This is a genomic window from Kothea flammea (assembly GCF_052161645.1).
Taxonomy (GTDB): domain Bacteria; phylum Planctomycetota; class Planctomycetia; order Pirellulales; family Pirellulaceae; genus Laterigemmans.
Genome location: NZ_CP197414.1, coordinates 470,368 through 483,493, shown reverse-complemented (window position 1 = coordinate 483,493; position 13,126 = coordinate 470,368). Strand labels below are relative to the sequence as shown.

8 protein-coding genes are annotated in these 13,126 nt (G+C 56.1%); 4 read left to right on the top strand and 4 right to left on the bottom strand.

What is annotated here, in order from left to right; genetic code table 11:
* Positions 1-84: 84 nt before the first annotated feature.
* The 3 genes from SH139x_RS01690 to SH139x_RS01680 all read left to right on the top strand — a co-directional run bounded on the left by SH139x_RS01690 (position 85) and on the right by SH139x_RS01680 (position 6,163).
* Positions 85-741 (top strand): PEP-CTERM sorting domain-containing protein, encoded by a 657-nt coding sequence (locus tag SH139x_RS01690; RefSeq protein WP_488353560.1) that lies wholly within the window; start codon positions 85-87, stop codon positions 739-741.
* Positions 738-3,707 (top strand): protein kinase domain-containing protein, encoded by a 2,970-nt coding sequence (locus SH139x_RS01685; protein WP_488353559.1) that lies wholly within the window; start codon positions 738-740, stop codon positions 3,705-3,707. The genes SH139x_RS01690 and SH139x_RS01685 overlap by 4 nt, the downstream gene beginning before the upstream one ends.
* A gap of 341 nt (positions 3,708-4,048) precedes the next feature.
* Positions 4,049-6,163, top strand: coding sequence for a TolC family protein (locus SH139x_RS01680; RefSeq protein ID WP_488353558.1), 2,115 nt, complete (start codon positions 4,049-4,051; stop codon positions 6,161-6,163).
* 52 nt (positions 6,164-6,215) lie between these two features.
* On the opposite strand, the gene SH139x_RS01675 is transcribed toward SH139x_RS01680, so the two are convergent.
* Positions 6,216-7,175, bottom strand: a complete 960-nt coding sequence (locus tag SH139x_RS01675) for an esterase/lipase family protein (RefSeq protein ID WP_488353557.1) — start codon at positions 7,173-7,175, stop codon at positions 6,216-6,218.
* A gap of 116 nt (positions 7,176-7,291) precedes the next feature.
* A complete protein-coding gene (locus SH139x_RS01670; RefSeq protein ID WP_488353556.1) occupies positions 7,292-8,473 on the bottom strand; it encodes an exonuclease domain-containing protein in 1,182 nt (393 codons plus the stop codon).
* Positions 8,474-8,839: 366 nt separating this feature from the next.
* Between SH139x_RS01670 and SH139x_RS01665 the strand changes: the two genes are divergently transcribed.
* On the top strand, positions 8,840-9,877 hold the full coding sequence (locus tag SH139x_RS01665) for a hypothetical protein (RefSeq protein WP_488353555.1): 1,038 nt from the start codon (positions 8,840-8,842) through the stop codon (positions 9,875-9,877).
* A 163-nt stretch (positions 9,878-10,040) separates the two neighbouring features.
* On the opposite strand, the gene SH139x_RS01660 is transcribed toward SH139x_RS01665, so the two are convergent.
* Together SH139x_RS01660 and SH139x_RS01655 are read right to left on the bottom strand one after the other, a co-directional pair.
* Positions 10,041-11,066: a zinc ribbon domain-containing protein gene (locus SH139x_RS01660; protein ID WP_488353554.1), complete on the bottom strand. Its 1,026-nt coding sequence runs from the start codon at positions 11,064-11,066 to the stop codon at positions 10,041-10,043.
* 103 nt (positions 11,067-11,169) lie between these two features.
* Complete coding sequence (locus SH139x_RS01655) at positions 11,170-13,098, bottom strand: SHD1 domain-containing protein (protein WP_488353553.1); 1,929 nt, start codon at positions 13,096-13,098, stop codon at positions 11,170-11,172.
* Between the last annotated feature and the right edge of the window lie 28 nt (positions 13,099-13,126).

Sequence of the window (13,126 nt, the reverse complement as noted above, 5' to 3'; positions counted from 1 at the left end):
TAAACTTCCCACGCGAAAGCTTGGGAAATTCCCAATCGATTCCAATCTCAATACACGGCATTTTTCTAACAGCGGATAGATAACATGATTAACGAGCAGATCGACAACACGCGACCATACATCAGTTGGTGCTTGGCAATAATCTTGGGATTGCTTATCGCCCCACCGGTCGCGGCTGATTTCCTTGTTATCGACGATTTCATTGACGATGCTCCGCCCAGCGAATTCGGCTTTGAGCTATATCGTACGACGGAGGACTTACTGGGAACCATGGCTTACGGAGACGAAAACTTTGGACCAGGCTTGTTCCTGTTTCATGATGCGGGTGAGATCGCCAGGTTAACGTACGGACAGATGAATAGTCATGATTTTGGCAACAAAACAGAGTTCGTGCTGACCGGTTACGCGGGCAACCCTGAGATACAAACGACCGCGTATGTCAATGGCGAACTGGCCACTACTGGTGTGATTACAGAAACAGATTTTGGCTCAGAAATCGTGTTTGATCTCGCCGGCTGGGTGAGTTCCGTAGAGCAATTAAGGATTGAGTTCTCCGCAACTAACAAGTTCGTGGCGGTTCCAGCGAACGGCTTTATTGCCCGTTCTAGTCTGACCGCGATCCCGGAGCCAACATCGCTGGCTTTGATCGGACTGATTGGTGCCGGCGCTGGTGTGCTCCGCTGGCGAAGAATGACCGGCACGAACAATAACAAACAGCTTGATAAGGATGCAAAGTTATGAACGACGATCACGAGCCAGAAGAAACGCTACCTCCCGGTCGGCATCAACAAGTTCCAGATAAGCTGCAAACGCGAACCGAGGAGGAGAGCGTTGAGTTCAACTTTGATCAGGAGACCGCCGCGGGATTCACGGCCGCCCTGAATACGGACACTCCCGGCCGCAACGACCTAGAGGCCACCGCCGCCGATCTATCGGCGGCCGCTCCGAACCAGAACTCCGAGAAACTGCAAACCATCGGCCATGCCCCAGGATCGAATTCTGGAAAAAGCAGCGTCGTGCGTTCGGGGAGTGGAAAAACGGGTGCGGGGACAGCGAAGACTGGCCGGGGCGCACCCGATGAAACCGTCAACAGCCTTGACAAAGAAAATAACGAGCAGACCAGCAGAGACGATTTTTCGCTCGGCGAAACCGCCAGGCCTGCCGGCAAAGCTGCCAAAACGATGATCGGCATGATGGTGGGCGATTACCGCATCGATGGCGAGCTGGGACGAGGCGGGATGGGGGTTGTCTACCGCGGGCATCATCGCACGTTGCAACGCGATGTGGCAATCAAGATGATCCTGGGCAGCAGCGGGCTCGATCCCGTCGCCGTGCAGAGGTTCGAAGTCGAGGCCCGCGCGGTCGCCAGCTTACAACACCCCAACATTGTGCAACTATTTGAGCTGGCCAATTTTGCTGGCAGCCCCTACGTGGCTCTCGAATATGTCGATGGCGGCACACTCAGCGCTCGCATGAAAGAGTCCCCGCTGGCAGCCAAGGAAGCTGCGCGGATTGTGGAAACACTGGCCCGCACCATGCAGGCTGCTCATGATCGCGGCATTCTTCACCGCGATCTCAAGCCAGCGAACATCTTGATGACAAGCGATGGCGTGCCCAAGATTTCCGATTTTGGACTGGCGAAGAATCTTGCCGGCGACGACCAAAATGAAACCAAGACCGGTACCGTGATGGGCACACCCAGTTTCATGTCTCCCGAACAAGCGCAAGGGATGATCAGCGAACTCAGCGGGGCCACCGATCAATACTCCCTGGGCGCGATTCTTTACGCTAGCCTCTGCGGAAGGCCTCCCTTCTTGGCCGCTTCGACGATCGATACGGTTACCCAAGTGGTAAACAAAGAACCGGTGCCGCCAAGACGTTTGACTGAATCGATTCCCCTCGATCTGGAAACAATCTGCCTCAAAGTGCTGCAAAAGGATCCGAGCAAACGCTACCCTAGCTGTAAAGAGCTGGCCGACGACTTGCAACGTTTCATCGAAGGGGAACCGATTCATGCCCGCCCGATCAGCAAACTAGAAAAAAGCTGGCGGTGGTGTCGCCGCAACCCAGCCATTGCCCTGCCCAGCGGCTTGGCGGGAATGTTAATCGTGGCCACCGCCGCGATTTCCAGTTGGGCTTGGGTCACCACCGCCGCCCAATCCACCATCATCACGCAAGAGCGCGACACCGCCCAACAAGAACGTGACGAAGCGCGGCGGCAACGCCTGATCGCCATTCAACAACGCGCGGCCGCCGAAGAGAATCGAGCACTCGCGGAGAAACAAGCCGAAATGGCGCTCCGCAACACCCAGTTCGTGGTCCGCGACATCGACGCCCAACTCCGCAAACTACCGGGGATGAGTGATGTACGAATTGAAATCCTGGAAGCCGTCTCGCGGAAGTGGGACGAGTTAAATGTGGAGCTGGTGGGCGGAGTTCGGGGCGAGGCGATCCCCACGCTGATGGCTGCTCGACAAGCATTGGCGATAACCTTCGAGGAACTCGATCAACTCGAACAAGCACAGCGAGAGTTCATCAGACTCGAAGAAATGGCTCGCGAACGCATTAACATCAAAGGCAGGACCGATTCGGTTCGCACCAACTTGGTTAAAGTGCTGCTGGCTTCCGCGACGCTCTCGCGACGGCTTGAACACGACCCCTTGGAAGGCATTAAGAAACTAGAACAAGCAGTCGCCCTGATCGAAGAGGTGATCGCGGAGCCCGCCCCGGAACCAGATAGCCCGAGCATCAACGAAATCCTACAGCTAAAGTCGGCCACCTCCATGAACCTCGGCGTGGAGTATCTGCGTGACGGTCGCGTGGCAGCGACCAACAAGATGTTCAGCCAAGCGCTCGACGCCAATCTAGCGGTGCTGGAGAACATCCGCAGTCAACCTGGTTTCGACGAGCAAAATGACGACCAAAAAGATACGCAAACTGCCGCTCTCAAGATTCAACTAGACAAATCGCGTTTAGGGGTTGCTTACATTCGCTTGCGACTGGGGAAAACCGAGGAAGCGTTGCAACTGTATCAAGCAGCGATCGCCAGTCGACGTGAAATTTTCCAGCGTCGACCGCAGATGCTGGTCATGAAAACCGAACTGGCTGGCTTTCTCAAGCTGTATGGAAAATCGCTGATATGGATTGACCAAGTCGATGAGGGGGGCAAGCAATTGCGGGAAGCAGTCTCGCTTTCCGAAGAGGCTTATCTTTCTGATCCTGAGAAAGCCGATTTGAAACGGAGTTTCGCCGAAGCCCTCTTCTTGCTAGGGACAACACGCGACTTGCAAGCCAGGAAAGACGAGGCGCTCAGCCTATTTGAACGCTCGCGTTTACTGAGAGCCGACCTGTATGAAGCCTCGCCAGACGAAAAGAATCAAATTAACCTCATGCTCTCCGAAGCTCGCGTGGGCAACGTGGAAGCCGCTCTGGAGCATATCAAGTCGCTGGGGGAAACAACGGAGCCGAACAGCGAACTGCACCTGGAGCGGGCCCGCGCTCTGGCTCAATTGTCTCTCGTCGTTGCCGACGAGCAGCGCGAGCAGATGCGCAGCGATTCGCTGGCTGCCTTACAGCGATCAATCGACGAGGGCTTTGGTGACCCGTTTCGCGTCGCGGCCGAAGCTGATTTGGAACCGATCCGCAATACCGACCGCTACGCCGGGATTTTGCGATCGATGCAGACGACGAACGCCGCCGCAAAATAATCGGCTACTAAAAAAACATGTCGTTCGGCGCTGCCCAGGTAAACTTCCAAATCATTGCAAAACGACCGGCTGAAGCTGGGACACCAGCGCCGGTCAAGGTTCATCTCGCTAAAACCATCGTGGGTCTGGCCTACGGTGTTTTGCCCGCAAAGTCTACCGAACCGGCGCGACTCGCACCGACCTTGACGATCAGTCAAGCCTTGCCAATTAAACCACAGCCAAGCAAGGTAGGGGAATCTCCAGTTGCTCCCATGTTACCGCCGATAGCACTGATGACGAACGTGCCGCCGCTTGTTCGCCAGAATGCTCTACCCGACCAGATTTAATGGGATCGATGTAATATGGATTTCAGACCAGCGGTAACCTGTAAAGGTCGCGGCCAACGTCGTCGTTTGCTGGCCATCGCCTTAGCCGCCTGCACAACGTTCGGTTGTACCACCGCGACAAAGATTCTGCCCCAGCTGGATCCAGGTCCGCACGACACCAAGTTGTCGTTTCACGATCAAGTCGGGATGTCGATCGATTATCCAGACGCACGCGAGAGTGGTGTCGAGACGAGCCAAATCGCCAGCAGCTCCGCCCCGCCGCTGACTTTCGAGGACCCGGCCGACCTGCCCACTTATGAAATGACGCTGGCCGAAGCGATTCGGACTGCCGTTGGCCAAAGCCCAGTGCTCCGTTCAGTGGGTGGCAGTGTCGTGCAAGCGGGTGGAGGCCCCGGGGTGGCCACCATTTATGACCCGGCTCTGTCGTACGCCAATCCCCTCGGCGGTGTCGAAGCGGCACTCTCCGCCTTTGACGCGCAAGTCAACGGGGTTTTGAATTGGAATAAGAACGAAGTTCCCAACAACATCGAAAGAGGTGGTCTGGGTGCAGCCTTCAATCCGCCGGCATCTCTTTCAACGAACTCAAACTTTCAAGCGGAAATTGCCAAACAAACAGCCCAGGGCGGTCGCTTTGCGCTCCGGCACAACGTGATCTATGATCGCAACAACCGTCCGTTCCGCGAATTCCAATCGGACTTTGTCGGTTGGGTCGAAGCCGAATGGCGACAACCGTTAATGCAAGGTGCCGGCACACTCTTCAATCGCATCGCCGGCCCCAACTCGGGCATCGGCCAATATAACGGTGTGTTGATCGCGAGAGTGAATAACGATGTCAACTTGGCCGACTTCGAAGCCTCCGTGATTACCTTGGTGGCGGATGTCGAACAAGCTTATTGGGAGCTTTACGGCGCCTACCGCACGCTGGAAGCCCAACTGCGCGGCCGCGAATCGGCTTTGAAATCGTTTCAATACCAACAGCAGCGAACGCAACTGGGACTCGATAACGAAGAACCGCTGGCACAAACCACCAGCCAATACCATTTGTTTGTCTCCCAAGTGGAAAACGCCCTTGCCGGACCAAACGGTGTCTACGCGCTCGAACAACGCTTGCGATATCTGCTGGGCATGCCGGCGGCTGACGGGCGACTGATCAAGCCCTCGACCGATCCTCAAGAAGCTCGCGTGGTCTTTGACTGGAACAGCGCGCTGGACCAAGCATTGGAACGCCGCGTGGAAATTCGCCGGCAAAAGTGGAATGTCAAACGTCGCGAACTGGAATTGATCGCCTCGCGTCTCAACCGTCGCCCCCGCTTGGACTTTCTTGGTCAATACCGTTGGCGTGGTCTGGGTGACCACCTGATCGGCGACCGCGACAACGGTCCGTTCGATAATCTCTACGGCAACATCACCGGTGGCGATTTTCAAGAATGGGTTGCCGGTATGGAGCTGACCTTCCCGGTTGGTCTCCGCCAAGCCAGCGTGGCAGTCAGTCACGCCCAACTGAACCTGGCCCGCGACCGCGCCGTGCTGGGTGAAACCGAACTGCGAGTCAGCCACGACTTGAGCAATTCGGTTCGCGAAGTGACCCGCGCGTATCGCCTCTTGCAAACCAACCTCAATCGCTGGTTGGCCGACCAAAAACAAGCCGACGTGCTGACAAAACGCGCACTCGCCGGCATCGGCGTGGATAACGGCGTGAACGTCTACTTTGTGCTGTTGCAAGCACAACGTCAGTTGGCGGTCAGCGAAGCCGACTTCTACCGTGCCTTGGTCGACTATAACTTGGCCATCCGCGACTTGCATCGCCAGAAAGGATCGCTGTTGGCTTACAACCAAGTCCAACTCGCCGAAGGACCATGGGCCTCCGGTGCTTATCGAGATGCCTATGAACTGGGGCGTTTCTTCACACCCCGCGTGTCGCCAGAGAACGTTTATCAACCACGCCCCGTAAGTGCTGGTCCCTTCGACCCATCGGCGCCAGTTTCCACCAGTGGTGGCCCCGCGATCGGACCGGAGATGATCGAGCCGGGGCTCGTCGAACCAGTGATTGCAGAGCCGACGCCACTCAATCCAGGACTGATCGAGTCGGCCCAACCGCTGGAGCTGCCAGAAGGAACCGGTCCCGGCTAACGGTGGCTAGCGGGAAAACCGCTAACAGTTGATCGGTTAGTAAGTGCTCAACTTACGATGATAAAAAATCGACGACCAACTGTTGGACCGTGGAGTCGTTCATCATCAAAGAGTGCATCACCGGCAGCACATGAAACGCAGCGGCTCCCTCTAGATTGGCTTCTTCGGTCCGCACGACGAGATCGCTGGGGCCTTCCACTAGCGGATTTTTGAGCCAACTTTTTTGCAAGTCACCAGCAACAATCATGAAGGGAAATGGAGGAATCGCCAAGCGATGCTCAAAGGCTTCCCAGGCGGGTCCCAACTCCATGCCCCCCTGCCCCGTGACGATTTCGAAGAGCCCCAATTTTCCCAGCTGACGCGCGATATTCGCGCCGTGGTTGGGCGGCCCCAGCATGGCAAACTTGCTGCTGCGGGCAAGTAACCCACGTGGATCGCCGTCTCGCTGCAAGTCCATAATCAGATGACGAATGACAATGTTGCCCATGCTGTGAGCGACAAAGTCGATGCGCGGCTCTCCAGGCAATGTTTCCAACCAATGCCGCAGGGCTGCCGCATGGGCCGCCACACCGCGCCGCGTGCTGGCATACTCAAAGCAGACCGGGCGGACGATGCCGGCGTCTTCCAAAGCCTTACCCACCTGTGACATCGACGCGCTGGTCCGCATCAAACCATGCAGCATGACGATAATTCGCGAGTCGGGCTGCCGCGTCTGCTGAGCGACATGCCGCTCCATCGCCGACTCGCACTCCAAGCGGTTTCCCCAAGCGTATCGCACGTTCTTGGGGCTAATCAAACGCCAATGCTCGGTGATTGCGTTTTGCTGTAAACGCCAGCCATCATTCCAGGCAAAGTCAGTCCAGAACTGCTTGCCTCCCATCGTCGGCAAAGGGAAATTACGAATGGCACTCAAGGCACCCTCCACCGGGTTTGCCTGTTCATTCTTTTTACCTGGTTCCTCGCCCGACTGACCGGCCACCTGTTGTTGATCAACCACGAATATCAGGCTCATACAAAGAAGACAAGAAACAGGGACCCGCAAAGACCTTATATACCTGAAACAGTCCATTGTCATATTCAACTTCCTGTGAAATGATCAACACTCGGCGGTACAGCCAACTCATAGCATCAAAGCCGCTCAGCTTTCGTCAATGATACGGCAGGGAGCCCGCAGCGTACCAAAAAAGCTTGCTCCGAGTCGATTGCCAAGTTTTGCCCGGCAGCCTTCAGTTCCTCAGCGCGCGCCTGTTTCGTGCTGATCCGACGGCCGGCCTGCAGCGTGCGATGATCGGGCTTTCCGACTACCAACAACGTCGTCTTACGAGTGACGTTGGCCGCCAACACTCCGCCAGCCACCTCGACCAAGTGCTCCGCTTGCCCCCGCTCCAACCGCTGTAACAGCCCCGTGAAAACAACCGTCTGCCCACTCAGCGGTTGACTCTGACGCGCTCCGGCGAACAACTGTGCCAAACTCCCAGCATCACCCGCTTGCTGATCAACTTGTGGCGTGTTGATTTGATAACGGTTCTCCGACGGCGAGCTGGCTGCTGTAGAGCTGGCTGTTGTCGAGCTGGTTGCTGGCGGATCACGAAAATAGAGTCGTTGCTGCACGATCACCGAGCCGTCGCGATGTGCTGCGGTTGCCGATGTGGATGCTTTCGTGCCTCGCAAACGATCTCGCCAGCCACCGCGACTGGTTGTGGCCCCACCGCGTTGTCGCCCACCACCACGCTGTTGCGGCCCGCCGATTCCCCAGTCGCCAGCTCGACCACGACTCAGCCGCAAGGCTTTCTCCAAGGCAGGTAGGTCGTCTGTTTGGCGATCCGCGGCAGCTGCTAATAAGACCTGTGCGCAAGCGTCGGCATCTTCCAAAGCATCATGGTGGCGAAAGACAATTCCCAATCGATCGGCAATCGCTCGCAGCCCGTAGCCGGCATGGTTGGGCCACGCTGCTCGGGCAATCGCCCGCGTACAGGTGAACTGCAGATCAGGCACCGGCAGCTGATAAAAGGTCAAACAAGCTCGCAGCACGCCGAGATCGAACCTTGCGTTATGAGCGACCAGCACTTGATTGGCGAAAGCCTCCTGCATCTCCAACCACAGCTGACCAAAATCGGCCGCATCGCGAACATCGGTAGGGGTAATCCCATGCACTTCAATGTTACGGCGGTTGAACTGCAAAGGACGCGGCCGAATCAGCCAACAATGCCGAGCCACCACTTGGCCTTGGCGAACAACGACGGCTCCCAGCTGACAGGCACTTTGGGGCTGGTGATTAGCCGTTTCAAAATCGATCGCGGTGAAATCCATTCGCCTCAGCATCCTGACAAGCGTCTCGGGAAAAATTAAGCAGTGCTGACAGAGCCAGCGTCAAAAGGGACCAAACCGCCGGCAACACCTATACGAAAAAGCAGCTTTGCGCGCCCAATCGCACGCTCTACCGCCATGCCAGCCAATACCGCTCACGTCTGCACAGCTGGCACACCATACCAGGGGGAATCCGCCTGAATGATCGACGTAAAGTATAACACCTCGCGAGCGATTGGTCATTTTTTACGGAGCAAAGAGCGATAACAAGGACAGGTGGGTTCTACGCTGACCGGCAGCTTGCTGTCGACCCGACGCAGGGGTCGGGTCAAAATTTCAAAGTCCCTGCTGCAGGAAGGAACTGCTGCGATGAAAAAATCTTTTTGTACGGCTGCCGCGGTCGTTGCGATGCTTTTCGCCGGCACAAATGCGGAAGCCGGTTTGTGGGATCGAATTATGAGCGGCAACTGCGACAGCGGTTGCTGCGATGTGGACCTGTGCGACACATCGATTTGTGACAACCTTTGTGATGATGGTTGTGACGGTATTGGTGGCGGCAGCCTGCTTGGCCGCCTGAATCTTCGCAAAAGCGATCACTGCTTCGACGACTTCATCAGCCCGATGTCAAACTTCGTGCACTTTGAAGATCCGCGAACTCTGACCGAATTGCGGCCAATTTTTCTCCATCACCGCCTGCCCAGCCGTTTGGGTGTCACCAATATTGATGGTGGTTCCGTGCAACTGCTAGCGGCACAATTCCGAATTGCCTTGACCGAGCGGCTCAGCTTGATCGCGGTCAAAGACGGATTTATTTGGACCCAGACCGACGGCCCGATGGCAACTCTGCTCGATGACGGCTGGGCGGACGTATCTGCTGGTCTGAAATACAACTGGTTGCGTGATGTCAACAGCGGCACGCTGGCCTCGTCAGGGTTCACTTACGAAATTCCGATGGGTTCAGATCGCGCGTTGCAGTCGGTCGCCGATGGCGAATTCCACATGTTCACCAGTTTCGCGCAGCGTTTGCTCGGCGGTGACGCGCACTACATGACAACTTTTGGCTGGCGTCTGCCAGTTGACGGTAGCACGCAAACCGAATCGTTGCACTGGAGCAATCACCTCGACTTGCGAGTCACGGAAACGGTTTACTTAGTTTCGGAAATCGTTTGGTGGCACTGGACCGATGATGCCAGCGCTGGAACGATCAACGCTGGAGTTGCTGGCCAGGACGTCTTCAACCTGCCAGCTAACAACGTGGTCGGCAACAACCTAGTCACTCAATCCGTGGGTGCCAAGTACAAGCCCAGCGGCAACTATGAGTTCGGTTTGGCTTATGAATTCCCCCTCACCGAATTTAAAGACGTGCTCCAAGATCGTATCCAAGTGGATTTGATCTTCCGTTATTAGATTGAGTTTTTTCACTACCAGCTAGCGATTCCTTCGGTCGAACCACCCCAGGAATTGCCAGTTGCCGTTTCCTAATGGTGTTTCCTAACCTTTTCACCTCAGGCCGCTCGCCTCACCCGCGAGCGGCCTGATGCTAAATCAGAAGTTAGGCGCAAATTACATCTTACGGGAACTTTAGCGAACTAAAAAACACCTCCGGATCATCCAGATTACGCTCATTGGTGCGAGGTTTGCGAGTCCCGCCAATTCTGTCTTTGATCACCGAGTAAGGTGCGTAAGTGGCGACCACCAACGTTCCCTGATGCAAAAACAACTCCACCTCCGCACCGTTGATCGCGACCGCCCCGGCGGCCATTTTCCCAGAGATACCTGGCACGCCCGACCGAGTAACAGCAACTCGGTTGGATAGCCGAATTTGCATGTTGCCCACCAGTTGATCGACAGAAATGTTGGCACCGCGTGCGTTAGGTATGTCAACAACCACCAAGGAATACTGCGAACCGGTTTCTTTGCGACGGGCAATCAGTTCGTGAACGACCGCGTTGGGAGTTTGCTCCGACTTCGTTTGACGATCTTTGCCAGCCGGCATGCTGATCGCAAAGCCACGGAATGTTTCCGTTTTCCAACCGCTGCTCATCGAGCCTAACACACCCAGCCCCACAATCCCGCCGCCACACAGCAACACGCCCAACAAGCCAATGCCGCCAATAATGCCCATAATCTTCAGCGCACTTTTGCCCCCAGCAGACGGTTTTCTCGCAGCCGGTCCGCGGGCATAACCACCAGCGGGAAAACTTTGAGCTGGAAAGCCCTGGCCCGCAGGGGGCCCAAATTGACCGGTGGGAAAACCTTGCGGCCCCGAAAATTGCTGAGACACCGGACCCACTGAGGGCAAATCATCAAAAGGATCAAGCGACGGTGATGGAGCCCCGCGCTGGCCACCCGCCCCCGAACCGGCTGTGCCACTCGGCGTTGCAATTGGCTTACCTATCGGTGCGGCAATGGGCGCGGCAATCGGTGCACCAATCGGCTTAGCAATGGGGGCGGCAATGGGTGCATTGGGGGCGGCGGGGGGACGAATTGCCAAAACCGTTGCGCACTTGGGGCACTTGACTTTGCCCGCCGTCAACGTGGCCGGTATCTGCAACTTGGTATTACACTTGGGACAAACGATCTGGCGTGCAGCCATGAAAACACCGAAGAAGATGAGAAAATAATGATAGGAAAGAACCGTGGCTAGCGCCAAAACGGCTAACGGGAACCGTGGCTAGCGCCAAAACGGCTAACATAATTTATTTGGAGTCGACCACACCTTGCAGAGTAAACTGGGCGGACATCAAAGCTTGAGTTCGCCTGCCGGCAGCTCGCCCCTGACTCGGTTTTTGCATGAACTCTGGAAAACGCAGCGAGCCAAAGATCGTCATGTTTGGTCCCTTGCCCGCTTCATCAAGCGCCTCCTGCATCGTCTGCCCACGTTTGGTCATCAACACGCTTGGCACATTGGTGCGGGAAGTCGACCACAGCTCGCTGCCATTCCATTGAATTTTGACAGTCGACGTATATTGATTAACGATGTACGAACCGGCGGCAATATAACTGACCGCTTCCTGTTTCGGCTCACTGATCGAGCCCACCACCTTAATCGGTGAAGAGGCGTTGATCGTGTAACCTGATTGAGTCGCTGAGGTCTCCAGACCTTGGCGGGCAGCTTCCCGCTGCGGACCGCTGATCGCCGACACATCAATGCCCACTTCAACCCCGGGATGCAGCAAAAAGAGTGTCGGATCTTGTTGGGCCAATTGGAGCATTTCCAACGCGCCCGGGTGTGGCAATTCCAGCGGTGCCAATTGACCACCACTATCCGAATGCAGCGCGACAAACGAAGTCTCTCCGATGCTCTCAATATCACCGGCACCCCGATATTCACAAACCTGGATCCGCGACTCCAAATCGACGAGCAGTTGATTGTCAAGCAATAAGAAATTCTCATCTGGATAGCTCATCGCCTTCGTCGCCACCGGGCCTCCGGGTAACGAAAAATCATAGATCCACTCTCCCGTCTTCACATCCAGGACGCGCACATCGGAGATCGAGGTCAAAGCGATTCTCTCGCCGCTGGGACTCCAGGCAAGGCGGCACCAGCCAGTCGCGGTGTTGGGAGCCAGCGCGGTGCTGCCCAGAATCTCTGCAGTTTCCGGATGCAAGACCATTAAGGTTTTTTCATCGAACAGCGCCAACAACCTGCGATCGGCTGACAACTGCATATCAAAGTTCCTTTCGCTCAACCGTGCATGCCAAATCGGCTGACGACTGGTAAGGTCCCAGAGCACAACGTGTCCTTTGTCGCTGAGCGTCAACAGTCGTTGCTGATTGAGCACTTCGGCGTCGAGTACGTCGCCATCTTCACGGCCACCATTCTTGTCACTCGCGTAAGGAACCCAACTGGCCGAACGAACGATCTTCTTACCGCTGAACTGCCATAACTGTAGTTCGGCTTTCCGCTCTGAGTTCCCGCGACGATCTCCCAAGCCAACCATCAAGGCCGTGTTGGCGTTATCGAGCAACGCCAAAGGACGCATCTGTGCGTCGATCGGATCGCTGTGCACGCCCGTCCCCGATAACAAATCGACCAACGAAAGCCGGCTCTGAGGTTTGGGCACTCCGAATGACACGGTGTAACCAACGATGGCCCGTTTACAAACCTTATTGACCGCAAGCGAATGCAGGTTCTCGTGAAAGCTGGCTTTCCGCAGCAGCGGCACGCGTTTGGGCTCGAAGCCAAGCTCACCTGACGACTCGGGCACTTGCCATTTGACGCCGGCCAACGTGGCAAACTGCTTGACCTCACTCCAGTCAAACTCCGCAGGTTTTCTCCAAGTCTGTGCTGAAATCATCGCGGCGGGATCGCTCACTTCCATGGCTCCCGCCGATCCCGCCGCATCCCCAGCGACCATTTCAAACGGACTATCACCCGTTTGCAAATACTCCTGATCTTTCTTGCTGAGACGCGCAAGCGGAATTTTCAACGTCCGCCCGTCAGCGCCACGGAGCATCGCATTTCCGTCAACAACTTCCAATAACGAAGCCTTGACCTTAAAGCGGCCAGTCGAATCGGTCCATTCCCGCACCGAGTCTTGCGCGGATACACCCACCGGGCTGAGCAAGCACAGCACAATCCCGGTCACGATGATGGAAATTTTGCCTCGCCTTTTCAATTGCATTGGATGCCTCAATTAAGCTCGACCTGGG